Below are 23,436 nucleotides of genomic sequence, written 5' to 3'. Positions count from 1 at the left end.
AATACAAAAAGCTTGACTCTTTATTGAATTTATCATGAAAAATACAGGGAGTTTAGCCCTGTATGAAAAAATCATATGTCAGTTGAATCACCTGACGAATATGTTCTAAATTATCATAATTGTGTGTCGCACCTTCTATTGAATGAAAAACTGGATTGACAAAACCTTTTAAATATTTCTGAGATATCGCATAAGGAACTGTTGTATCTTCAGTTCCATGAATTATCATAAGATCATTTTGATAAGTATCTAAATTCTGATATAAATCTCTCGATGTTATATCTTCAACAAATTCATGAGAGATTTCAAAACCACTATGATCATAATAAGGAGCTTCTTCAACATGCCCTTTTAAATATTCAATCGCTTCAGGAAGATTGAATGCAGGTGCCCATAAACACATTTTAGAAATATCTTGAGGATACATTTTAGCAACCTCACTTGCGATAGCTCCACCCATAGAATGACCAAGCAAATAAATATCTGTCACACAATCCATCTGTTTGACTTCCTCTAAGATTTTGATAGCTGAATCTAATTCATTTTGAAAAGTCATATCTTTAAAATCCAAATCAGATTGTCCACTACCTAAAAAATCCATACGAATGGTTCCAATATTTTGTTTTTCCAGCATTCTTGATAATTGTACATAAGAAAATTTTGTTCCTGTATTTTGACCTGTAAAGCCATGAAAAATAATACATACTGGATATTGATTTCCATCAGGTTTATGAAAGTATCCACGCATAACTCCTTGATTTGTCTTGATTTCATAATATTCTTGCATGTCTTTATCCCCCCCTTATAATTGATTGAAAATCGCCTCTGTCAATAAAGCATAACCATCTTCGTTAATATGTAAACCATCAATAAAAACATCTTCTCTTAAAACATTATCTTGATATAAAGACTGATAAATATCTATAAAGTGAACATAGTCATAAGGTATCATACGTTTATATTCCTGCATGATCATCTGTAAAATATCATGACTTCTTAAACCTTGATGCATAGCCTGATAACCATGAACCTTTTCAATACACGGTATTGGGCTCAACAAATGAATTTGACATTCTGGTAAATTATAATGAATGATTTCTACCATTTCTTTAATATTTAAAGCAATATCTCTTGGACTCGCCATCACCGTATTTCCTAAATCATTTGTTCCTACTAAAATAAAGACTTGGCTTGGATGATATTTGATAACCCCTTCATCTACAAAATGAAGCAACATATCAGATGTTATACCACCAATTCCACAATTATAGACTGGTCCTAAATGTCTAAAAATATGTTCAACATCATAATATTCAATGATGGAATCTCCATAAAAAACAATACTGTTTTCTTCTATATATCTTTGTTGTTGAATAATCTGTATCATTCTTTTTAAAACAGACTCTCTTAACTGATAAATATTTGTATCAAATCTCATATTTTGACGCATACAATCTTCACCTCATTTTCATTATAACATATGTTATATGAAAATAATTTGAACACATAACATGTAAATCACAGTTCCACCAATAATAGATAACAATGTATTACGTTTTATAAGATGTAAAAGAATAACGCTCCCAACCCCAATTATCTCACATATTCCATGATTTCCACTGAATAAATCAACGCTTCTTAAACAATAAACCACAAGCATTGCCATAATGGCATAAGGCAATACATCTCCAAGATATTCAATAATGGGATAAGATTTATTTTTAAAGATGAAGAAAGGCAAAACTCTGGTTAAAAAGGTTATACAAGCCATAACACTAATCAATATGATTTCATGCATTTTCCTTTCCTCCTTTTTGATAAACATAAATCAAACTTAAAATAATCCCAATCATTGAAGGAATAATAAAAGCTTCACTTCCAAAAATCACTAAACAGGCAATACTGATTCCAAAACCAATATATGTATAAAGATGTTTATCTGTCGTTAAATATTGATCTAAGACAATCACAATAAATAAAGCTGTCATTGCAAAGTCTAAACCTGTTGTGTTGATTGTTAATAATGAGCCTATAATACTTCCTGCTAAACTTCCTAATATCCAATAACATTGATCAAATAAAGAAATAAAAAAAAGATAATATTTTTGACTGCATCCCTTTGGAGTTTTAGCACTGACCAATAATGAATAGGTTTCATCAGTCAAAGAAAAAATCATATAGGGTTTGAGTTTCCCCATATCTTCAAACTTTTTAATCATGGATAGACCATAAACCAGATGTCTGGCATTAATCAATAATGTCATAATTATTGTATTAATAACAGTTGCCCCTGATGTTAAAAGATTGATTGCGACAAACTGCATACTTCCAGCATAAATAAACACACTCATAGCTAATGCATATAAAAAAGAATATCCTTCACTTTCTAGTAACATACCAAATGCCATCCCCAATACAATATATCCCATCATGACTGGTATGGAAGCAATAAAAGCTTCTCGCATTGTTTTTTTCATGATTTCACCTCAAATCTATATGGATAATATTTTAACATTATTTATGTGTTTTGTGAAACATGAATATACATTTCAATACAGAAAAATAGAAAATATATCATTATTTTTGTTATTTCCATAAAAAAAGATACATAATATCAATTATGTATCCCATATAAACAATCAATGATGTTATGTTTTTATTTATATAATGATCTATTTTTTTATCAGTACAAGTGACTCATATGGTTTTAACATCATTTCATTTTCTAATATCTGGCGATTGACATTTGATAACAGAATATCATATTGAATTGCATCTATGCTTATAGATGTTGTCTGATCACCATAGAAATGATTATAAACAATGATTTCCTGATCTTGATATTGGCGTTTATAGGCATATAGTGTTGGATGATCTGATAGTAGTGGTTCATATGTTCCTAAACTAATGACTTGGTATTGTTTTCTTAATTGAATTAATTTTTGATAATAATAGAAAACTGAATCTTGATCTTCTAGATTTTTTTCTACATTAATATCTTTATAATTATAAATCGGTTCTATCCATGATTCCACATCACTAAATCCTGCATATGCCTGATCATTCCATTGCATAGGTGTACGTGCATTATCTCTTGATTTACTCAATAGAATCTGATAAATCTCTTTTTCTAGTACACCTTTATCTTTAAGAATCTGATAGGCATTTAAGCTTTCAACATCACGATATTGATGAATATCTGTAAAATAGGCATTAGTCATTCCTATTTCTTCACCCTGATAAATATAAGGTGTTCCTCTTAGCATATGGATTGTTGTGGCTAGCATTTTGGCAGATTCTTTTGGATAATTCTTGTCATCTCCAAAACGTGATAAAACACGTGGCTGATCATGGCAGCACCAAAATACAGCATTCCAGCCATTCCCATTTTGCATACCTAATTGCCAATCGTTTAATAATTGTTTTAATTTCTGAAAGTCAATTGGAGTAAGGATAAGGATTTACGAATGGTATCACGAGATGATTGATAAATATTCATGAGTTCATTTTCACTTGGCAAGAGTGTATTAGCCTGAATTTCATTTTTTTCAATCTTCTGTTTCAAATCTTCATAAATCTGTTGATATTTACTTAACATCTTTCCATTCCTCTATTATCTTTTTTAATTCTATCAAGTCTTTAGCTATATAATCGCAATGATACTCCTGAAATTCTTCTAAACTTCCATAACCATATAAGACACCAATACAAGGTATTTGATTTTGATGTGCTCCGACAATATCATGTTGACGATCACCAACCATCATACAGTCTTGAATATTGAGCTGTTCCTGCTTTATACAATGAGCAATCACATCACCTTTATTTTTAAGACTTCCATCTAAGGTTGCGCCATAAATACCTGTAAAATATGGTGTTAAAGAGAAATGGTCAAGAATCTCTTTTGCAAACACTTCAGGCTTACTGGTACATACATATAATTTCATATCCATATTCAGTAATGATTGTAAAAAGTCTTCCATACCCTCATAAACTTTATTTTCAAATAATCCTTTTTTTGAAAAATATTCACGATATTTTTCAACAGCTTTCCAGCTTTGTGCTTCATCCATATGATAATACTCTCTAAAAGACACATCCAGTGGTGGACCAATAAATGGTTTTAATGTTTCTAAATCATCAACTTCAATGCCAAAAGATTTTAAACTATACGCTACAGAACGTGTAATACCTAAAAATGGATCTGTCAATGTCCCATCTAAATCAAATAGAACTCTTTTCATTTTTCATCACCCATCTTTATTATACATGATTTAGAAAAAGAAAAAAGAATCAGAAACCTGATTCTTTCTAGAATACATATTCTAAAGGGAGTTTTTATGAATTCTATTATCTTTACACCTATAATATACTTTGTCAATATGAATTAGATATGAACATTTCATTTTTCTTTAATTTTCTTTATATAAATGTGTTGGTATATCCAAATCATCATACGTGAGCATTGAAATTTCATATCCACGATGAATCCCTCTAAAGCATGAATCTTTCCATAAAGGATCTACACTATAACCTCTTTGTTCTATCTCCTTTATGACATGCATATGAAAAGCATAGAGGTATAAATAAGGATAGTCAAAAACATAATGTTGTTCTTTTTGCCATCCATCTCCCCTTAAATAACAAATATAATTATGTTGTTGAAAAAGTTCTTGAGTCGTTAATTTTTGTATATCTTCCTGATGACATAAGTTCATATAAAATCCTCCATATATATGATTATGTCAAAATAATTAAAATATACCAAAAAATGAAAGAGATGCTTTGGGGTTGCATCTCTTTCTTAGGGATATATGATAGATTTGAGGGGAATCAATACTATCGTATTTGTCTTTCGACACTATTAATATATATGAGAAATATGTCTTGAGTGTGAACTTTTAAAATTTATGTGGTTTATTTAAAATCTCATGACAATGTCGACAACGTGGTTCATAATGATCAACAGCACCTACTAAAACAATAGGATCTTCAAATGAAGCCGGAGACCCATCCACAAGTCTTTGTGTACGTGTTGCTGGTGCACCACATTTTGCACATACAGCAGTCAACTTTGTGACAAATTCAGCACGTGTTAATAATTCTGGTAAGACACCAAATGGTTCACCTCTAAAGTCTTTATCAAGACCAGCAACCATCACACGTAATCCTTTATCAGCCAAGTATTCACAAACATCAACAATATCTCTATCAAAAAATTGAACTTCATCTACAGCAATTACTTCTGTATCAGGTTTAATATATCTTAAAATTTCTTTAGAATCCTTTACAACAATACAAGGGACTTTCGTTCCTGCATGTGAAACGATTTCTTTATCAGAATAACGATTATCAATTTCAGGTTTAAATACAATTATTTTCTTTTTAGCATAAGATAAAACATTAATACGACGAATGAGTTCTTCTGTCTTTCCAGCAAACATACATCCACATATCACTTCAAGCCATCCTTCTCGATATTGATTATACATAAATTCAACCTCCACGAATATCCATTATACTACAAACACTATAAGTTTTGAATATATTTTGACATAATCAATCAAGATTCGATTATTAGTTATTTCTATCTTTCATCAACAAAAATCTCATTATCAATAGGAGGTATTCCAATTATTTCTTCAAATAAAATGAATTTAAAAGATAAAGAATTCAAAAAGTCATATTTCATTCATAATTCGTCTTTATAATAGAGGTCGGTGATAAAAATGAATTGGTTAAGAAACTTTATGTATGGCAGATATGGTGTTGATCAGTTTGGAAATTTCTTATTTATAAGTTATATTATTTTATTTGTGATTTCTTTATTTGTTCCATTTGTTTCATTCTTGTGTTATGCGGTTATTATTTATTCTTTATATAGAATGTTTTCTAAACAAATTTATAAACGTAATATGGAAAATGAATGGTTTTTAGCTAAAACATCTGGAATAAGAAAATTCTTTAATCGTCAAAAAAATAAATGGAAATATCGTAAAACACATAAATATTTAAAATGTCCTCACTGCCACCAATATTTAAGAGTTCCAAAAGGAAAAGGTGATATTACAATTACCTGCCCAACATGCCATCAACAATTTGATAAACGCACATAAAAAATGATATTCATCTTTTGATGTCTATCATTTTTTATTGATTTTATTTTGTACGTTCAATTGTATATAGATAATGAAGTGTCTCTCCGTTATAATATCCTGTCATAAACTCATCTACCTTTTTCATACCAAGACCCTCTGCCACCTTGATAGATGAAATATTATCAACTTTAATGATGGCATATAACTGATCTGCCTGTAAATTTTCAAAAGCATATTTTTGACAGCCTAATGCAATTTCTTTGGCATATCCATGATGCCAGAACTCCTCTTTTAACAGATAACCCACTTCCAATATCTGGGTATTCTGATAAGACTGCATTGTCAGCCCTGCCTGACCAATCATTTCATTTGTCTCTTTTAAAATCATGGCCCATAATCCAAAACCATATTCCTTATATCTTTTTCTTTGACGATCTAGCCATGTCTGAACATCTTCTGTTGAAAAATCATGTTCATAAGCATACATCACATGTGGATTCTGTAATATTTGAGCTAAATCATCAAAATCACTTTGTTCTCATTCTCTTAAAAACAAACGTTCTGTTTCTAAAATCATGATATTCCTCCTGATTATTTATCTATAATATACTTTGAAAAAAGAAACCTAAACAAAGCACAATTACAAATAATATCCCTACAAGACAACGTATCCATTGTCCACTATTTTTCCCAAAATTCTTTTGTCATGTAATTCGTATGACCTATTCTTACTTCATTCAACAAAGGTACAGGAACCTCATCACAACTATGATGATAAATAAATCCTAACTTTTCTTGTACTCTTAAAGATTTCGTATTTCCATCATAATACCCACACCAGATAGTCTTCATATCTAAATCTTCAAAGGCATGTCGAATCAATTCTCTACCAGCTTCAGGCATATAGCCTCTTCCCCAATAGGGTTTGGCCAGCCAGTATCCAAGCTCACATTCATCATCACGTTCAGTCATATCTGTATGCCCATTGAGTTTTAGTTCTATAGCCCCAATAGCTTCATGACTATCCCTTTTGCAAATCGCATAACATTCATCACCATTAAAGACATGACGTATCACATCTAAACTTTGTTCCACACTTTGATGGGGTGGCCATCCTGCAATCGGTCCAACATCAGGATCACTGGCATATCGAAAAAGACTTTGCGCATCACTTTCTTCCCACGGTCTAAGAATTAACCTTTTGGTTGTGAAAATCATAAGCGTTCCTCCTTTATAAAATCATTTTTAAATAAAAGGAGTCCAAACTCCTTCATTTTGTCAAATATTTATGTTCTTAAATCTTTAACACCTTCTAATGGATTAATTTGCTGATCTGATCTTGCTGGATTGGCAAACTTACTAAATTGTTTTAAGAAAACAAGACGTATATCAGCCAAAGCCCCATTACGGTGTTTTGCAATAATAATATCGGTAGCTCCTTGTGTTTCAGCTTCTTTTTTAGGATCCTGATAATCTTCACGATGAATAAATGAAACAATATCGGCATCCTGTTCAATAGCTCCTGATTCTCTTAAATCTGATAAAACAGGTCGCTTATTATCACGTTTTTCAACGGAACGAGATAACTGACTTAAAGCTAAAACTGGAACCTCTAATTCTCTGGCAATCATTTTTAATTGTCGTGAAATATCTGATACTTCCTGTTGTCTAGATTCACGACTATTCGCCGGTCCTGAAATCAACTGCAAGTAGTCAATAACAATCATCTTTAAACCTTGTTCACGTTTTAAGCGGCGACATTTCGCAGCAATTTCTCCAACACGAATACCCGGAGTATCATCAATATATAAATTACATTTAGAGACTTTATCAGCAGCTGCATAATACCTTTCACTGCTTTCTTTTAAAATAGAACCTGAACGCAAAGATTCAGCTTTTAAACTTCCTGCTGAACAGATAATACGTTGAATCAACTGCTCAGCTGGCATTTCCAGTGAAAAGATAGCGACTGCTTCATCTGACTTATAAGAAACATTATAAGCTACATTCAATGCAAAAGCTGTTTTCCCAACAGATGGACGTGCAGCCAAGATAATCAAATCACCTTTTTGAAAACCAGATGTTAATTTATCTAAATCATAATATCCAGTTTTAACACCGGATATCTTCCCATCTGCTTTTTGTAACATCACCAAACGATCTGTTACTTTTTGAATCACCGATTTAACATTTTGGAATTCACCGGCATTACGATCTCTTGTGACATTTAAGAAATCTTTTTCAACTTCACCAATAAAATCATTGATATTTTCGACATCTCCGTAAGCTTTTTCAATAATTTCTGTTGATTCTTTAATCAATCTTCTCAACAAAGCTTTTTCATTTAATCTTTTTAAATAATGTTCACTATGAGATGTTGTTGGCACTGATTCACTTAATTCTAAAAGATATTCAACACCACCTGTTTTATCTAACAATTTTTTATCTATTAAATAAGATGTTAATGTTGTGACATCAACAGGGCTATTATCAGCATAAATATTTTGCATAGCCTCGAAAAGAATACGATGGCTATCCAAATAAAAATCATCTTTTGAAGCTAATGATAAAACAGTCTGACAGACATCACTTGATATCAACATAGATCCTAGCAATGATCTTTCGGCTACCAAATCATGGGGATATTCTCTAGCCATCTTTTTCCCTCCTTATTTTTCAGATAAATGAACTTTTATTGTCGCAATAACTCCTTTATGCAATTCAATTTTTAAATTTGTATATCCTAAAGCTTGTATGGGTCTAGCATTAATGAACTTTCTTTTATCCACTTTAATTCCATGTGTTTTCATTAATTCTTCAACAACATTTTTCGTTGAAATACTTCCAAAAGTTTTACCATCTTTCCCAGATGATAACTTAAATTCTAATGTTAGACTTTCAATTTTTTCTTTGAGTTCTTCAGCTTTCTTTTTATTTTCTAATTCTTCCAATCTTTCTTTTTCTTTTGTTTGAGCAACCATTTTTTTCCCATGTTCAGTTGCTAAAACGGCTAAATTGTTTTTAATCAAAAAGTTTTGTCCATATCCATCAGCAACATTGACAATATCGTTTTTCTTTCCTACTTTCTTAACATCTTGTAATAAAATCACTTTCATTATACTTCACCTCTATCATCTAAATATTCTTGTATTTTTTCTTCTAATAAAAGACGTACTTCTTCAATCGTTTTATTTTCAAACTGTGCTGCAGCCATACTGAAATGACCACCACCATCCAAGGCTTCCATAATAACCTGTACATTCATATCCTTGGTACTTCTCGCACTGATAGCGACCTTTGTTTTAGAAATTCTACCAATGGAAAAACTTGCCTTAATACCACTAATTTCAAGCAATGCATTACTTGATTTAGCTAATAAACTAGAATTATATTCTTCGCTTTCTTGTCCACAGGCAATCAAAATATCAGGACGATACTGATAGGCTGTCTGGGCAATAGAAAGACGCTGCAACGTTTCTTCATAAGAATCTTTAATAAATTCATAAGCCATTGGCACATTGGCCTGTAATTCTTTCAAATGCGCTGCTGACTGGAAAGTACGCACACCCACTCGCTGTTTAAAGTTATTTGTATCAACCAGCATTCCAGCATACATTATTGTAGCATCCAGTTCATTGATTTTCAAATCTACATTTTGATAATCACAAAGCTCTATAACTAATTCCACAGTACTTGAAGATGCTGGCTCTAGATATGTTAAAACTGGTGCTTCAATAAATTCTTCACCTCGACGATGATGGTCAATAATAACCTTATTTTTGACACGTTCCAACAAAGCTTTAGAAAGTGCTAGACTGGATTTATGATTATCCACAACAATTAACAAGGTATTTTTATCAACACGCTCAATTGCTTCATTGGCTGATTGAATCATTCCTTTATAGCGTGGATCAGCTTTAACCAAAACAGCGACTTCTTTAGTTTTCTTTTCAATGGATTCAAAATCAACAATGACTGTTGTTTTCTTTCCATAGGCCATAGCTATCTTAGCCACACCGAGTGATGCTCCAAATGAATCCAAATCTGAATTCTTATGCCCCATCACGATTACTTGACTGGCATTTTTGATAAGCCCTGCTAGAGATTGTGCAATGACACGTGCACGGACTTTACTGCTCTTTTCAAAAGTATCACTATTACCACCAAAGAATCTGACTTTCTTATCTTCTCCAGATTTAACAGCCACCTGGTCACCACCACGTGAATACGTTAAATTCAATGCAGCAGAAGCCATTTCATCAAGTTCTCTTAAAACACGAGAATCTTTACCAATACCAATACTTAAAGTCATCACTTCATCTAACTCTTTTGACATTTCTTTAAATGTATCTAATATTGCAAATTTATTTTCAACTTGTTTACGATAAATACGTTCATTAAAAAATGCTAAGTAACCACCTGATTTAAAACGTCTAATAATAATCCCATTGGAATATGCCCAATCTACGATAACTTGTCTAGAACGTGATTGTATCAAAGCCATCTTAGGTTCATCAGCATTTTCCAATGTTTCTTCATAATTATCAATTGTAATATAAGCCATACAAACCTGCTGATCTAAGTAATCTTGTTGTAAAGACATGAGCTGTGTGACATCTTTTAAATAAATCAGCTTAGTTCCCTGATTAATATAAGCTTCAAACTTTTTACCTTTAATATCAATCACTTTGACATCTTCATCATCAAAAAGGCTTGCCAAATGGGGTTGCCATTCCAAAAGCTTAACCCCTGCAATATTAATATTCATGGCCTTTAATAAATCACTTGTCCATACAATATTTCTATTTTCATCATACTGAATTAAAGCAATACCACCAAATATAAATGCATTTTTAGCATCTTTATTTAAAACTTCTTCAACACTTAATTGATTATTTTCTAAAACATAAGAAATATAAACAACAATCAAGAAAATAATAACATTTTTAATAAGCGCATATACACTAAAAGCCAACAATATCGGAGTATTCAATAAAAGATATAAGCCAAATAATATACCACATTCTCCAACCAATAAAGCCATTAATAGATTCCTGATTTGTAATATCTTTCTGATCATTGTATCCCTCCTTATTGTTCATTATGTTTATTATACAATAGTTTTGTTCTTAAATCACTAAATATATCTACGATTCCTATGACAACATACATTTGATTGATAAATGGAATAAGCATACCCAAAAAAGCCAGGATGATAAGGCGTGGTTTATTTTCCAAAATAGCCAGCCATGACAAAAAGGCAAGGCCTTCAACAGCCAAAGTTAATAAAGAAATCAAATATATATAAGTGATATAAATATTATTCATCACATAAATATGTTCTAGTACATAGCTGACAACCAGCATTATAGTCAAAATACATCCTATTGGACGACTTAAATGCATATAAGCAATGTGGAAAGAATTGGGAAAAGGAATATGAAAACGGGATAAAACCATTTGACATAACAAAATAATCACATACATTTCAAGAAATGACATAATCAATAAAAGAAGGGGTGCTAATGAAAGAAATGATGTTAAAGGAAAAGTCTGTGTGATGGAAGGAAAAACATTGTCCATCATCATATACATCTCTTTCATTTCACCAATCAGATCCATATTTAATAATCCTGCAAAAACTTCGTAAAGCAAGATATTATTGAAAAATGTAAGAGATAATGTTCCCAAAAACAAAACACCTCGAGAAGCCTGACGTTTTAAAGCTTCACCTAAAAAAACACCAATCAGACATGAAGAAAATGATGAAATTGCAAAAAAAGGTAATCCTGTGATCATAATCACAATCATCGCAATCAAACTGACTAACAGACCATCCTGTAAACGATATATATAACTATACCAGACAAGTGGAATCACCATGCCATAACAAATAAATATATCAAACATACTGCCTGTATACGTATTGAAAATAGACAAAGCACCAAAGATAGCGGCAATCATAGCGCCTTGGACCATTTTTCTTATTTTTACATTTCCCATATAAAGATCCTTTCCTTTGAAGTATCGCTATTATAACATAAATCAAACTTCATGTACAAAAAAGGAATAACTTTAAGCTATTCCTTCATGTTGTAGTGCCTTTAATATACCATCCTGATCAATAGAAGCTGTAATATATGTCGCTTTTTGTTTTAAAACATCTACAGCATTTCCCATCGCTATACCATGTCCGACTTCTCTAAACATCGCCTGATCATTATAACCATCTCCAAAAGCATAGGCATTCTCTTTATCAATATGAAAATATTTCAATAAATAAGCAATACCATCACCCTTATCAAAACCAATGGTTGAACAGTCACATGAGCCATGACCACCATGATCATTAATAACCAATTCTTTATCAAAAGCCTGTATCAGTGTATCACGTTGTTGAAGATCATGATAAAACAAATCAAATGTATAAAATGGCAATAAAGAAGCATTTGTCTGAATACGTTGTATACCATATTCATCTTTAATACCTTCAATCTGTGCATCATCCAATAAATAAGGAACGGCAACCTCATCAGAAACAAACATAGCTCCTGCATTGAATGCTTTTATTTTTTCATAATAATATGACAGTTCTTCTGGTAAAAAAGCTTTTCCATACAGTTTCTTTCCTTGATATATAATATATCTTCCATTACATGTAATAAGACCACTGACAAGATTTCCAAAAAGATTTTGGGCATAGAATGGTGCTCTGCCTGTACATATAAATGTGAAATGTCCCTGATCCTGAAGTAATTTTAAAGCTTTGAGATTCCCTTCAGGAATCACACCATGTATCGCTAATGTTCCATCAATATCAAAGAAAAATATTTTCTTCATAATCAACCCCTCTTTTCTAAATATCTTTTCACAAAGGATTGGGCTAATGATCCTTGTTTCATAACATCGAAAACTTCATCAACAGGAATCCATTTGGCATGATCCACTTCATTTGTTAAATGAAAATCTTCTGAATCAACCACTGCAACATAATTATGCATTAACGTATTTGTTTTTGCATAATACTCATTATCATTGTACATATAATCAACAACTTTCAAATTGACTTCTTCTTGAATCTCTCTAATTAATGTCTGTTTTGCATTTTCACCTTTATTAATATATCCCGCTACCAAAATATAATCTACCTGTCCATATTGTTGTATTAACAATACCTTATCTTTTTGTGGATTGAATATAATAGCAGAAATAGCACTATTAAACATTGGAAATTTAAACTTTTGACAATGTTCACAATAAGGCATTGTCCCATCAATTCCACATGGTTTTTCAATCAATTCATGTCCACATTCATCACAATATTTCATACTCTTCAGCCCCTTTATTAAATTTATTATAAAGAAAAAGCTCCTGATATTTCAAGAGCCTTATTGGATACTTTTCCCTAATTGATATGCTTTTTCCATAAAAGGTGAGCGCAAAGTCATAGATGGTGTTCCACATCCAGTTGCTAAAATGCTTCCTACATCTTGAAAATGCATATAGTCAAGTAATGCTTCATAATGCATCTTAACAGCATCCATTGTTCCTTGAGAACTATTCCATGCAGCGCATATAAAAGCTGTCTTTTTATGTATGGATGATAATTCCATTGTAAAACTATAAATACGGTCAATAGCCGCTTTTAACTGTGCTGATATTCCAAAGTAATAAAGTGGTGTGACAAAAACAATCATATCATGATCAAGCATGTTTTTTCTTAACTGACTCATATCATCATTTTGAATACATGGACCATTCATTCCACAATGGTCACATCCTAGACAGGGTGCAATATGATGATGAGCCACATCAAAAACAGTGACTTCATGGTGATTTTCCTGAACTCCTTTGATAAATTCATTTGCTAATAAATATGAAGAACCCTTCTTATGTGGACTTCCATATATAACCAATATCTTCATTATTCATCATCCTTTCTTTATTCCTATTTTAATGTGTATATTCTTTTTCGTCCAATACTTAAAAACAATCTCACAGCATAGCTAAAAAGCATACTTTTTCCCCTTTCAACATCAACATGAAACAATAACCCAACATTTCTCACAACAATCAAAATCACAAAAAAAGATGAACATTTCTATCCATCTTTATAATTCATATTTATTCAGCTAAATCTTTAATTGCATTAAAAGCATTAAACACACATGGGAAACCTAAATAAGGTAAGCATTGAATCAATGCATAATAAAGTGTATGTAAAGAGTTTCCAACTTTGATATTTCCTAAAGCATGTGCATAAAGTTGTCCAGAGGCATTGAGTGCTGTTAAAATACAAAAGATCAATAATTCTCTTGTTGGAATATCTAATACCTTTCTTGTATAACAGTCACCAAAACACCATTCTGTTAAAAATCTTGGTAAAGCTTCACCGACATCATCTGGTAAATAACGATATCTGTCTTTAATCTCATCACCATATAACTCTTTTTGAATTTCTAATCCTTTTTCATATCTTTCTTCATCTTTTATACTTGTCTGATTATCTAGTGGTAATGAAATATGTCTGCCTTCTAAAACTTCATTCAATACATTCACTGCATTCAATGTTCTTGGATAACCAATAAATGGAGCACATTGATATAATGATTCTTTTAATTCTAATGGTAAAACACCTACATTCAAGGCAGCATTCAGATGTGCCTTTAATTGTGGTAAAGTCTGTAAAACTGTTAAAACACTACATGTGATGAGTTCTCTTTGTCTATCTGTCAAATCTCCAACATAAAAAACTTCACCAAATATCAATCTTTGTAGCTGTGTCATAAATTCAGGATCTTTTAAATCTAATGTTTGTGGATTTAAAAATAATTCTTCATATTTCTTTTGACTTCTTTCTATTCTATTCATAAGATAGCCTCCTCTTTATTATAGCATGTTAAATCATTGATTTTCCACAATGTATAGCAGAACATTTTCATTCATTATTAACATTTCCATATGATTATAAAATATAAAAATATCCTAAAAAGAAAACGCCCGATTATCACTATCAGTGATATCTAGGCGTTAATCATTATTCAGTTTCTTTTTTTACGATGAACGACTAATATCAAAGCAATACCAGCGGAAATAAGAATTAAACTTCCCCAAAGAACAACATGACTATTGTCACCTGTTTTTATAACTGTTGTACTATCTGTTTGACCTTCAGTTATTTGAGTTGGAAAATCTGGTGTTTGATCAGGTTTCGTCGAACCATCTGGTTTTGAAGAACCAATCGGTTTTTTCTCCAAATTGGCGATTGCTGTTTCAATAGCCTGTGCCATAGCATCTACTTCATCCTGTTCAGTAATATTCTTTCCTCGAACAACCTTATTCATAGCATCTTCCACAGCAGAAAAATCAGTATAGTCAGCTGGATTCAATGCTTTTGCTTTAGCAATAGCTTCATCTACTTTTGAATAATCAGCATCCTTGTATTCAAGAGCTGCAATAGCATCATTAATAGCTTTTGCCATCTTATCTACATTTGCCTGTTCTGTAATATTCTTACCACGAACAACGGCTTGAATTGCACTTTCTACTTGTGAAAAGTCTTTATAGTTTTCTTTATGAATGGCTTCTGCTTTAGTGATAGCTTCATCTACTTTTGAGTAATCAGCATCCTTGTATTCAAGAGCATCAATAGCATCATTAATAGCTTTTGCCATAGCATCTACTTCTGCCTGTTCTGCAGCGCTTAACGAAGTATCAACACTGTCTATTACTTGTTTCAAAACAGATACTGTTTCATCTGTATAAACAGAAATATCCTGTGGAACTTTATCTAATGCAACATTAACCGCTGTGTAATCAGCCAATCTGTTTTTTAAATCCCAACTGAAAGTCGGGTGCTCTATTCCTTCTACCCATATAACTCCCTGTGAGGCATTGTTTTGTAATGAAACGAGAATATCGTTGTCTGTAAAATTAGTTATTGCCTTTGCACATGGTGTCGAATCAAAACTCATATCAATCGCAAAACTATTATTATCTAATTTCGTAATGGCACGATATCCATTATCACTTTCTTTATAAAAACAGTCAGCAACATTTGGGGTTCCTGTCAGATGAGCAATCACAGCGGTATTTTCCTTTTCCGCACTTGATATATCGCTGGTTACCATCATACAGTTATTGATTTTCACATTTTCTTCTACACCATATTTGTAAAAAATACCCAATAGCCCTCCAACTATAGACTCTGGGTCTTCACTAACGATTGAGCCATTAAACCAGCAGTCTGAAATCACAGAAGTTTCTTTGGCAATTGACCATTCGCCGACCAAACCTCCGACACTATCACTATATTCAGAATTTCTGCTAATAATGTTTGCGTCAGAACCACATCCAATAATTTGTGTCCCGTGCATACCAGAGCCTATGATTCCGCCTACGCTTCGCAAACCATTGACACTTTCTACGGTGCCGGATGTATAACAGTTTATGATCTTGCCGTTCTCTACCAGACCCGCGATAATACCAAGGTACATGCTGTAATCATTGGCACACAAATTCGCATCCACAACGCTCAGATTCTTTATGATGCCGCCTTGCACATAACCAAAAAGCGAGTCGTAAGAATCCTTGCCTGTCCCCTGACGGTTCAAGTTGTATATCGTATGTCCTTGTCCATCGAAAGTACCCTTGAAAAAATGGCCGTCATCTACATCTCTGTTTGTAATCGGTGTCCAAGGATAATCTCCAAGGTCTAAGTCGCAATCCAAATAGATGGTCTTATCCTCAAATGAGTTGCCTGCAGATGCACCTGTATCGATGCCGATATTGGTAAGTTCTGCAAGTCCTGCAAGCTGTTCTGCAGTTGTAATATGAAACTCCGTACTATTAGCATCATACCATGAAGTATCCACTGACCCATCCCATGTGTCTAGTGTGTTTTCTGCCGCAAACACTGTGACTGGTGTTAAAACAAACACCATACACAAGCAAAAAAATACGCTTAAAAATTTCTTTTTCATCTTTTCTCACCCTTTCTTTTATTTTTTCATCCAACAAAATATGAAAAGGCGTATCCCACCCTTTTATAAAAAAGGGCAGAATACGCCTTAAAATATGATGATGTTCGATGCTTAACAAGAAAATGGGCACAGTTATACTAACTTGCTTGTTTGCTTGTAGTATCACTCTTGCTTCCATCTTTGTCAAGCCCCTTTCTGATGATATTTTACATTTGTAATTTTACCATAAAAAGGGCTTTTTTTCAAAAATTTCTATTGATAAAGAAAAAATATCATTCTTGTTCATATAAATAATGAATGATATTTTGTATGTTTATTGAAATACTGTCCTTAACATTTGGGCAAATTCTTCAATGTAATAATTTGTATGTTGTTTATGCCAGCAGGCAAAGTAGTTTCTTTGAATGGGTTTTCCATTTTTATATAAAGGTACTCTTTTGATACCTTGAATAGGTGTCATCATTTCTCCCAGTACATCAATAGGAAGATAACCACGATTTCCTGCTACCATTAAACGGGCTTGTTCTAAAGAATCAACATATAAAAATTGATGTGATATAGCTAAATCTTTTTCATAAAAACTCTTTTCAGAGTCTTCATATCCTTTAGACACAACTAATATACAAGATAATGTTTTTAAGTCTTCTACTGTTAAAATATCTTTTTGACTTAAAGGATTTCCCATTGCTATTTCTACATAAGAATCACTATACTTCAATTCATAATTATAATAGTCTTCATTATAGGCTCTTCTTTGTTCACTCACTTTTAAATCAATATGTCCATTAACCAGTAATTCAAATAATTCTTCATGTGTTCCACTTACAATAGAAATTTTCACTTCGGGATATAGTTCACAAAATTGTGTAATAGCCTGTTGAAGCTCAAATAAGTTAAAATTCTTAGGATAACCGATGCGTAATGTTAATTCATGATCTTCTCCCAGTCTTTGTGTTTGCTCAACGATCTGGTCGATTTCTTCCAATACAGCCTTTGCATGTCGATAAAAATATTGACCAGCTTCGGTTAATTCAAAATGTCTTTTCTGACGAACCATTAATTGAACTTGTAACTGAGATTCTAATGATTGAATTTGTTGAGAGATAGCTGATTGTGAAATAAAACAATGCTCGGCAGCTTCTGTAAAACTTCCATAGTCTACTATAGCTATAAAATATTTCATTTGTTTTAGTAGCATAAGCTATCACTCTCCTTGTTTCCATTTTATCAAAAAGAGATTTTATAAACAACAGTGATTATGATTGTATCTCTTGAATACACTTTAAAGCATTGAAAGTTCTTGGAAAACCAATAATATGTGAAGATAACTGAGCTTCACATCCACCTTGTGCCACTAAAAAACAAAATGTGATGAGTTCTCTTTGTCGATAATCAAGTGCTTTTTTTGTTATTATGATTTATTCACCTACCCAACTTTTTATTTTGTCTTCACTTTCATATACCTGGTGACCCAAAATAGCGAGTCCTTCATGAATATAAGCATGAGGAATGATTGTTTTTAAATCCTGTAAACTTCTTCCAAAGCCACTTCCTTCATGAGTTATAAAAGGATAAACATCTTTTCCATCAAACTGATAACTTTCTAAAAAAGTCCAGACACACATTGGCATAGTTCCCCACCAGTTAGGAAAACCTAAATAAATATTTTGATATTGTTCAAAATGGGGAATGATGTTTTTAATTTTAGGTCTTTTTTGATTTTCTATCTCTTCTTTAGCGACTTGAGTACATTGATGATATTGTACAGGATAATCATGTAAAGGTTTTATTTCAAATAAATCAGCATCTATATATTGACTTATCTTTTGAGCAACCACTTGTGTATTTCCTTTTTCTAAATCAACAATATCCCCATTCACATAGTTTTCATGACAATGAGAAAAATAAACGATTAAAGATTTCATATTTTAATGCCCTCCAAAGACTTCAAATTCCATCTGTTCTCATTGATGATCAATCATTTGAATATCTGTTTCTAAAAGCTGTATATTCCCTGCCTGAAAGTTAGAAGATAATCTGTCTATTTTGCGTGAACCAGGGATAGGAATAAGATGTGGAAATTTATAAAGCATCCAAGCTAAAGATATTTGAGCATTTGTCGCATGATATTTCTTTGCAACTTGACTGATAACTTCTAATAAAGCATTTGTTTTGATCATGCCTGTTTGACTATATTGAGGCATGTTTCTTCTAAAATCCTGTTGATCATCTTTAAAATCTGCTTGAGAATGATAAGCTCCTGTCAATGCACCATTTGCTAGTGGTGAAAAAGCTATATATGTTATTCCAAGTTCTTGACAGACATCAATCAAATGTTCATGCCATCTTGCCATCATAGAATATCTATTTTGAATGACTGTCACAGGACAGATAGCATGTGCTCTTCTTAAATAATCTTCATTCACTTCACTAATGCCCCAAGCTTTGATTTTTCCTTCTTGAATCAAATCCTTCATCACTCCAGCCACAACTTCTGGTTCTACTTGAGGATCAATTCTATGTTGATAATAAATATCAATATGATCTGTCTGTAATCTTTTTAAAGAACCTTCAATAGATTCTCTAATCTTCTGTGGTGAACTATCAAATTCAAGATGGTCACCTTTATGCACTACACCAAACTTTGTACAAAGAACAATGTCATCTCTAAAATCTTTAATAGCTTCACCTACAATTTCTTCATTATTGCTGATACTTCCATCAGGATAAACACCTGTATAACACTCAGCAGTATCATATAAATCATAACCAATACGATGTGCTTCTTTTAAGACTTGCAAGGCTTCTTCTTTTGGAAGAGGTGTTCCACTGGCATGAGATAATCCCATGCATCCTAGCCCAATCATATTGACATACATATCAGTTTGTCCTAATCTTCTTTTTTCCATTGTTTATTTCTCCTTTGGTTGTAATGGTCCATAGTAATATGATGCTGTTGCACCACCATCAATCAAGAATGTTGAACCTGTAATAAAAGCCCCTTTATCGCTCATCAATAATTCTGCTACATTAGCAATTTCGTCTGCTGTTGCTGGTCTACCAGCTGGACAAGATGCAAACATATTCTTATAAAAATCTCCTCTTGGTCCATTAAATTCATCAATGGCTAATGGAGTAACGACAATCCCTGGCGCAATTGCATTAATACGAGCACCTTTTTCTCCCCATTTCACTGACTGGGCCATGACTCTTTTTTCATTACATCTTTTAGCCAACTGATAAGCATGTAAGGTATCTTGAATATTTTCAACTTTTAATAAATCTAAATTTAATAATTCTTCTGTTGGCGTACAAGCCAACTGTTCATCTTCCTTAGGTGTTAATTGTTTCATTCTAAATCCTGATTGACTAGAAATAGTTACTCCCACACCACCTGGTTCAATCACTTTTCCAACTTCCTCCAATAAAACTGCTGTTCCATATAAATCAACATTTAAAATAGCTTCAATAGGTGCCTGACTTGGCGAAACCCCAGCACCATTGACCAGCATCGTAATAGGTCCATACTTTTTCGCTTCATCTATCATATTGAATATAGATTCTCTAGAAGATAAATCCATTTCAAATGGGACAACATCAAATCCTGCATTATTCATTACTTCTGCAATAGTCTTTGCATTTTCAATTCTTTTATCTCCCATTATAATCTTTTTACCATAACCAATTCTTCTGGCAATAGCCATACTGATTTGGCCTGCACCCGTTACAATCATTACATCTTTCATTGTTTTGACCTCCTATAAACACATTTTATAAATATTGAAACAATCTTCCTGCGTTAATGGTCGATATGCTCTTGGCAGGGATTCTTGACCATAACATGCTTTTACTTTCATTTTTTCAAATCGACTATCATCTATTCCTAACTCGGATAAATGAACTGGTAATCCTAATTCATCTTTAATAAAACATTGCAAGGCTTCAATAGCTTGATATGCGACAGCTTTTTTATCTTCATTCTCTTCAACATCCATGACATTGACTCCAAATCTTGCAAAATCGTCAATGACAGTTTCGTCTCGATCTAATAAATACTTCATCCACTTAGGCATAAGGATTGCTAGTGCTAAACCATGTGTTAAATCATAAGATGAAGAGAATTGTTCTAAGGCATGTAAAGAAGCCTGTGTCTGAAATCCAGATGTACAAAAACTATTCAATGCCCAGCTTGCTGCCCATAACATAGTAGCTCTCGCTTCATAATTCTCTGGTTCTTGAATGGCAATTGGTAACTGCTGTCTCACTGTTTTTAACAATGTTTCAACAACGTTAAACTGTAATGGATATTTTGCGGCATTCACAAAATAGTTCATATCAAACATGTGTGCCATAATATCAAATCCCCCACATGCCGTTTGAAAAGCAGGAACAGTCAATGTATTTGTTGGATCTAGAAATGCAGCTTTGGGTCTAATCGGTTCCCCATTAATACCACTCTTGATTCCTAATTTGACATTTGCAATCACGCATGACTTATCCATTTCACTTCCAGTGGAAGCAATTGTTGGCATTGCAATCACGGCTAAAGCATCTTTCCAAGTTGCTTTACCTTCTACCAAATCCCAAATATCATCTGTATTTGATAACGTTGTCGCCGCAATGGCTTTACAACAATCAATGGTTGAACCACCACCAATAGCTAAGACTGTTTGAATTCCATGTTCTTTACATATTTTGACACCACGATTGACAGTTGTATGTCTAGGATTCGGTTCAACTGCACCTAACTCATAAACTGTAATCTTATGCGATTCTAGCTCTTTGATAACACGACTATATAATGGAGAGTTTTGAATAAAATCTCCTCCATGTGCAATTAAGACTTTATCACCATATTTCAAAACTTCTTCATGTAAATGTTGTAATTGGTTTTGACCAAAATAGACTTTGGTTGTATTTTGAAATTGAAAATCGTTCATAAAATGCATCCTCCTTTGTTAGTTTTATTGTATGATTTTTACTCTTTTGGAACAATTCCAATTTCTTATCCAATCCATAAGTTTTACTTATCAATAAACATTTCTTTTGAAGGGTCATACAATTTCCTGTACCCATCTTTTATTTATATCAAACGTGAAAGTATCATATTTATTGTACAAATTTTAAACATATATTTCTTAAAAGATAATAATGAAATTAAATGATTTATCATTCGCAAAAAGAGTAGTTATCTTGTTTGATAACTACTCCTTATTTTCAACTCTACATACTATTTAAATAAACTTTAATTTTTCTTATGTTTGATGATTATACTCATTAAGCTTACAGATACTATAATTCCTACTATCCAACCAATCACTAATGTATTATCATTAGTTTTTACAATATGAGTTGTGTTGTCATTTTTGTCAACATTATTTTCTGATTCATGGTCTATATTTTCTGCGATATCAACATCAATTGATGGTTTATTTTCAGACAATGATTCTTCTTTTCCTAAAACATTGACTTTCAATGGAATATTGTAAATAATTTCGTAATTGATTATATCTGATGGAATATATATAGCATTAAATGTTTGGATTCCGATTTTGTCAAAACTTTGATTTTCATTAACCCACATCCAACAATCTGGTAAAATAATATCTTTTAAAGAACCGTTTATATATCCATCAGACAAGTTCGGTATTTCATAAGTTGGTATAGCCTTTGTTATCTTGAATTCCTGTGAAACTTCACAGTCATTGTAGTTTGCATCACCTGCTACGCTGACCACAATTCTATAGTCTCCTGCCTGTGTTGGCGCTTCTTCAAGTTCTTTCCAACCTTCTCCATCTTTTTGATACCATTTGTATGTTGGTTCTGCTTGACTTCCAACAATAGTAAGATCCTTTGGCGTTTCTACTGCCTTTCCATCATAGACTTTATCAAGCTTGTCTTTGATTGTTGCTGAACTTTCTGCCTTTGTTATCTTGAATTCCTGTGAAACCTCACAACCATTATAGTTCGTATCACCTGCTACACTGACCACAATTCTATAGTCTCCTGCCTGTGTTGGCGCTTCTTCAAGTTCTTTCCAATCTTCTCCATCTTTTTGATACCATTTGTATGTTGGTTCTGCTTGACTTCCAACAATAGTAAGATCCTTTAGCGTTTCTACTGCCTTTCCATCATAGACTTTATCAAGCTTGTCTTTGATTGTTGCTGAACTTTCTGCCTTTGTTATCTTGAATTCCTGTGAAACCTCACAACCATTATAGTTCGTATCACCTGCTACGCTGACTACAATTCTATAGTCTCCTGCCTGTGATGGTGCCTCTTCAAGTTCTTTCCAACCTTCTCCATCTTTTTGATACCATTTGTATGTTGGTTCTGCTTGACTTCCAACAATAGTA

At 32.5% G+C, this 23,436-nt stretch carries 27 protein-coding genes and 2 pseudogenes; 1 reads left to right on the top strand and 28 read right to left on the bottom strand.

Annotation, left to right across the window (positions count from 1 at the left end):
* Positions 1-52 precede the first annotated feature (52 nt).
* From ACESR5_RS02150 to ACESR5_RS02110, 9 genes are all read right to left on the bottom strand, one after another.
* Positions 53-787: an alpha/beta hydrolase family protein gene (locus ACESR5_RS02150; protein WP_373154004.1), complete on the bottom strand. Its 735-nt coding sequence runs from the start codon at positions 785-787 to the stop codon at positions 53-55.
* 15 nt (positions 788-802) lie between these two features.
* A complete protein-coding gene (locus ACESR5_RS02145) occupies positions 803-1,450 on the bottom strand; it encodes an SGNH/GDSL hydrolase family protein (RefSeq protein ID WP_373154002.1) in 648 nt (215 codons plus the stop codon).
* Between the two features lie 33 nt (positions 1,451-1,483).
* On the bottom strand, positions 1,484-1,798 hold the full coding sequence (locus ACESR5_RS02140; protein WP_373154001.1) for a branched-chain amino acid transporter permease: 315 nt from the start codon (positions 1,796-1,798) through the stop codon (positions 1,484-1,486).
* Entirely contained in the window at positions 1,791-2,477 is a 687-nt protein-coding gene (locus ACESR5_RS02135; RefSeq protein WP_373153999.1) for an AzlC family ABC transporter permease, read from the bottom strand. Before ACESR5_RS02135 ends, ACESR5_RS02140 begins: the two co-directional genes overlap by 8 nt.
* A 195-nt stretch (positions 2,478-2,672) precedes the next feature.
* Positions 2,673-3,395, bottom strand: a complete 723-nt coding sequence (locus tag ACESR5_RS02130) for an alpha-amylase family glycosyl hydrolase (protein WP_373153997.1) — start codon at positions 3,393-3,395, stop codon at positions 2,673-2,675.
* Between the two features lie 29 nt (positions 3,396-3,424).
* A complete protein-coding gene (locus ACESR5_RS02125) occupies positions 3,425-3,598 on the bottom strand; it encodes a GntR family transcriptional regulator (RefSeq protein ID WP_087936203.1) in 174 nt (57 codons plus the stop codon).
* The gene (locus tag ACESR5_RS02120; RefSeq protein ID WP_087936204.1) at positions 3,588-4,244 is read right to left on the bottom strand and encodes an HAD family hydrolase; all 657 of its coding nucleotides are present in this window, start codon (positions 4,242-4,244) and stop codon (positions 3,588-3,590) included. Before ACESR5_RS02120 ends, ACESR5_RS02125 begins: the two co-directional genes overlap by 11 nt.
* A 168-nt stretch (positions 4,245-4,412) precedes the next feature.
* Positions 4,413-4,718 carry a pyrimidine dimer DNA glycosylase/endonuclease V gene (locus tag ACESR5_RS02115; RefSeq protein ID WP_087296869.1) on the bottom strand — a complete coding sequence of 102 codons (306 nt, stop codon included), beginning with the start codon at positions 4,716-4,718 and terminating at the stop codon, positions 4,413-4,415.
* Between the two features lie 183 nt (positions 4,719-4,901).
* Complete coding sequence (locus tag ACESR5_RS02110; protein WP_087244838.1) at positions 4,902-5,492, bottom strand: thymidine kinase; 591 nt, start codon at positions 5,490-5,492, stop codon at positions 4,902-4,904.
* Positions 5,493-5,729: 237 nt separating this feature from the next.
* On the opposite strand from ACESR5_RS02110, the gene ACESR5_RS02105 reads away from it, so the two are divergent.
* Complete coding sequence (locus ACESR5_RS02105) at positions 5,730-6,116, top strand: hypothetical protein (protein ID WP_087244837.1); 387 nt, start codon at positions 5,730-5,732, stop codon at positions 6,114-6,116.
* A 43-nt stretch (positions 6,117-6,159) separates the two neighbouring features.
* Here the strand turns inward: ACESR5_RS02105 and ACESR5_RS02100 are convergent.
* The 19 genes and pseudogenes from ACESR5_RS02100 to ACESR5_RS02010 form a co-directional block, all read right to left on the bottom strand.
* Positions 6,160-6,624: pseudogene (locus tag ACESR5_RS02100) on the bottom strand (GNAT family N-acetyltransferase); the annotation flags it as partial.
* Between the two features lie 155 nt (positions 6,625-6,779).
* Complete coding sequence (locus ACESR5_RS02095; protein WP_373153993.1) at positions 6,780-7,316, bottom strand: GNAT family N-acetyltransferase; 537 nt, start codon at positions 7,314-7,316, stop codon at positions 6,780-6,782.
* A 68-nt stretch (positions 7,317-7,384) separates the two neighbouring features.
* The gene (dnaB, locus tag ACESR5_RS02090; RefSeq protein WP_087244835.1) at positions 7,385-8,755 is read right to left on the bottom strand and encodes a replicative DNA helicase; all 1,371 of its coding nucleotides are present in this window, start codon (positions 8,753-8,755) and stop codon (positions 7,385-7,387) included.
* A gap of 12 nt (positions 8,756-8,767) precedes the next feature.
* Positions 8,768-9,214 (bottom strand): 50S ribosomal protein L9, encoded by a 447-nt coding sequence (gene rplI, locus ACESR5_RS02085; RefSeq protein ID WP_087244834.1) that lies wholly within the window; start codon positions 9,212-9,214, stop codon positions 8,768-8,770.
* A complete protein-coding gene (locus ACESR5_RS02080) occupies positions 9,214-11,178 on the bottom strand; it encodes a DHH family phosphoesterase (RefSeq protein WP_373153990.1) in 1,965 nt (654 codons plus the stop codon). Before ACESR5_RS02080 ends, rplI begins: the two co-directional genes overlap by 1 nt.
* A gap of 11 nt (positions 11,179-11,189) precedes the next feature.
* Positions 11,190-12,101 (bottom strand): DUF2232 domain-containing protein, encoded by a 912-nt coding sequence (locus tag ACESR5_RS02075; RefSeq protein ID WP_373153988.1) that lies wholly within the window; start codon positions 12,099-12,101, stop codon positions 11,190-11,192.
* Between the two features lie 72 nt (positions 12,102-12,173).
* Complete coding sequence (locus tag ACESR5_RS02070; protein ID WP_373153986.1) at positions 12,174-12,938, bottom strand: HAD family hydrolase; 765 nt, start codon at positions 12,936-12,938, stop codon at positions 12,174-12,176.
* Positions 12,939-12,940: 2 nt separating this feature from the next.
* Positions 12,941-13,426: an NAD(+) diphosphatase gene (locus tag ACESR5_RS02065; RefSeq protein ID WP_087298312.1), complete on the bottom strand. Its 486-nt coding sequence runs from the start codon at positions 13,424-13,426 to the stop codon at positions 12,941-12,943.
* A 60-nt stretch (positions 13,427-13,486) separates the two neighbouring features.
* On the bottom strand, positions 13,487-14,023 hold the full coding sequence (locus ACESR5_RS02060) for a flavodoxin family protein (protein ID WP_373153984.1): 537 nt from the start codon (positions 14,021-14,023) through the stop codon (positions 13,487-13,489).
* A 199-nt stretch (positions 14,024-14,222) separates the two neighbouring features.
* Positions 14,223-14,969 carry a carboxymuconolactone decarboxylase family protein gene (locus tag ACESR5_RS02055; protein WP_087936215.1) on the bottom strand — a complete coding sequence of 249 codons (747 nt, stop codon included), beginning with the start codon at positions 14,967-14,969 and terminating at the stop codon, positions 14,223-14,225.
* A gap of 170 nt (positions 14,970-15,139) precedes the next feature.
* Positions 15,140-16,507 (bottom strand): hypothetical protein, encoded by a 1,368-nt coding sequence (locus tag ACESR5_RS02050; protein ID WP_373153982.1) that lies wholly within the window; start codon positions 16,505-16,507, stop codon positions 15,140-15,142.
* 445 nt (positions 16,508-16,952) lie between these two features.
* Entirely contained in the window at positions 16,953-17,258 is a 306-nt protein-coding gene (locus ACESR5_RS02045) for a hypothetical protein (protein ID WP_373153980.1), read from the bottom strand.
* 135 nt (positions 17,259-17,393) lie between these two features.
* A complete protein-coding gene (locus tag ACESR5_RS02040) occupies positions 17,394-18,278 on the bottom strand; it encodes a LysR family transcriptional regulator (RefSeq protein WP_373153978.1) in 885 nt (294 codons plus the stop codon).
* Between the two features lie 58 nt (positions 18,279-18,336).
* Positions 18,337-18,489, bottom strand: a pseudogene (locus tag ACESR5_RS02035) (carboxymuconolactone decarboxylase family protein); the annotation flags it as partial.
* Positions 18,490-18,498: 9 nt separating this feature from the next.
* Positions 18,499-19,005: a flavodoxin gene (locus ACESR5_RS02030; protein ID WP_087304951.1), complete on the bottom strand. Its 507-nt coding sequence runs from the start codon at positions 19,003-19,005 to the stop codon at positions 18,499-18,501.
* Positions 19,006-19,044: 39 nt separating this feature from the next.
* On the bottom strand, positions 19,045-19,989 hold the full coding sequence (locus tag ACESR5_RS02025; RefSeq protein ID WP_373153976.1) for an aldo/keto reductase: 945 nt from the start codon (positions 19,987-19,989) through the stop codon (positions 19,045-19,047).
* A gap of 3 nt (positions 19,990-19,992) precedes the next feature.
* On the bottom strand, positions 19,993-20,826 hold the full coding sequence (locus tag ACESR5_RS02020) for an SDR family oxidoreductase (protein WP_087298306.1): 834 nt from the start codon (positions 20,824-20,826) through the stop codon (positions 19,993-19,995).
* Between the two features lie 12 nt (positions 20,827-20,838).
* Entirely contained in the window at positions 20,839-22,020 is a 1,182-nt protein-coding gene (locus tag ACESR5_RS02015; protein ID WP_373153974.1) for an iron-containing alcohol dehydrogenase, read from the bottom strand.
* A 305-nt stretch (positions 22,021-22,325) separates the two neighbouring features.
* The coding region (locus ACESR5_RS02010; protein WP_373153973.1) for an MBG domain-containing protein at positions 22,326-23,436 on the bottom strand (1,111 nt) is incomplete at its 5' end.

It is taken from the genome of Clostridium sp. AUH-JLR23, assembly GCF_964238065.1.
GTDB lineage: Bacteria > Bacillota_I > Bacilli_A > Erysipelotrichales > Coprobacillaceae > Allocoprobacillus > Allocoprobacillus merdigallinarum.
This window is presented reverse-complemented; position numbering and strand designations above follow the sequence as displayed.

Coding starts and splice junctions, on each gene's coding strand:
- ACESR5_RS02150 (WP_373154004.1), bottom strand. CDS start 787: ATGCAAGAATATTATGAAATCAAGACAAATCAAGGAGTTATGCGTGGA.
- ACESR5_RS02145 (WP_373154002.1), bottom strand. CDS start 1,450: ATGCGTCAAAATATGAGATTTGATACAAATATTTATCAGTTAAGAGAG.
- ACESR5_RS02140 (WP_373154001.1), bottom strand. CDS start 1,798: ATGCATGAAATCATATTGATTAGTGTTATGGCTTGTATAACCTTTTTA.
- ACESR5_RS02135 (WP_373153999.1), bottom strand. CDS start 2,477: ATGAAAAAAACAATGCGAGAAGCTTTTATTGCTTCCATACCAGTCATG.
- ACESR5_RS02130 (WP_373153997.1), bottom strand. CDS start 3,395: ATGCAAAATGGGAATGGCTGGAATGCTGTATTTTGGTGCTGCCATGAT.
- ACESR5_RS02125 (WP_087936203.1), bottom strand. CDS start 3,598: ATGTTAAGTAAATATCAACAGATTTATGAAGATTTGAAACAGAAGATT.
- ACESR5_RS02120 (WP_087936204.1), bottom strand. CDS start 4,244: ATGAAAAGAGTTCTATTTGATTTAGATGGGACATTGACAGATCCATTT.
- ACESR5_RS02115 (WP_087296869.1), bottom strand. CDS start 4,718: ATGAACTTATGTCATCAGGAAGATATACAAAAATTAACGACTCAAGAA.
- ACESR5_RS02110 (WP_087244838.1), bottom strand. CDS start 5,492: ATGTATAATCAATATCGAGAAGGATGGCTTGAAGTGATATGTGGATGT.
- ACESR5_RS02105 (WP_087244837.1), top strand. CDS start 5,730: ATGAATTGGTTAAGAAACTTTATGTATGGCAGATATGGTGTTGATCAG.
- ACESR5_RS02095 (WP_373153993.1), bottom strand. CDS start 7,316: ATGATTTTCACAACCAAAAGGTTAATTCTTAGACCGTGGGAAGAAAGT.
- dnaB (WP_087244835.1), bottom strand. CDS start 8,755: ATGGCTAGAGAATATCCCCATGATTTGGTAGCCGAAAGATCATTGCTA.
- rplI (WP_087244834.1), bottom strand. CDS start 9,214: ATGAAAGTGATTTTATTACAAGATGTTAAGAAAGTAGGAAAGAAAAAC.
- ACESR5_RS02080 (WP_373153990.1), bottom strand. CDS start 11,178: ATGATCAGAAAGATATTACAAATCAGGAATCTATTAATGGCTTTATTG.
- ACESR5_RS02075 (WP_373153988.1), bottom strand. CDS start 12,101: ATGGGAAATGTAAAAATAAGAAAAATGGTCCAAGGCGCTATGATTGCC.
- ACESR5_RS02070 (WP_373153986.1), bottom strand. CDS start 12,938: ATGAAGAAAATATTTTTCTTTGATATTGATGGAACATTAGCGATACAT.
- ACESR5_RS02065 (WP_087298312.1), bottom strand. CDS start 13,426: ATGAAATATTGTGATGAATGTGGACATGAATTGATTGAAAAACCATGT.
- ACESR5_RS02060 (WP_373153984.1), bottom strand. CDS start 14,023: ATGAAGATATTGGTTATATATGGAAGTCCACATAAGAAGGGTTCTTCA.
- ACESR5_RS02055 (WP_087936215.1), bottom strand. CDS start 14,969: ATGAATAGAATAGAAAGAAGTCAAAAGAAATATGAAGAATTATTTTTA.
- ACESR5_RS02045 (WP_373153980.1), bottom strand. CDS start 17,258: ATGGAAGCAAGAGTGATACTACAAGCAAACAAGCAAGTTAGTATAACT.
- ACESR5_RS02040 (WP_373153978.1), bottom strand. CDS start 18,278: ATGCTACTAAAACAAATGAAATATTTTATAGCTATAGTAGACTATGGA.
- ACESR5_RS02030 (WP_087304951.1), bottom strand. CDS start 19,005: ATGAAATCTTTAATCGTTTATTTTTCTCATTGTCATGAAAACTATGTG.
- ACESR5_RS02025 (WP_373153976.1), bottom strand. CDS start 19,989: ATGGAAAAAAGAAGATTAGGACAAACTGATATGTATGTCAATATGATT.
- ACESR5_RS02020 (WP_087298306.1), bottom strand. CDS start 20,826: ATGAAAGATGTAATGATTGTAACGGGTGCAGGCCAAATCAGTATGGCT.
- ACESR5_RS02015 (WP_373153974.1), bottom strand. CDS start 22,020: ATGAACGATTTTCAATTTCAAAATACAACCAAAGTCTATTTTGGTCAA.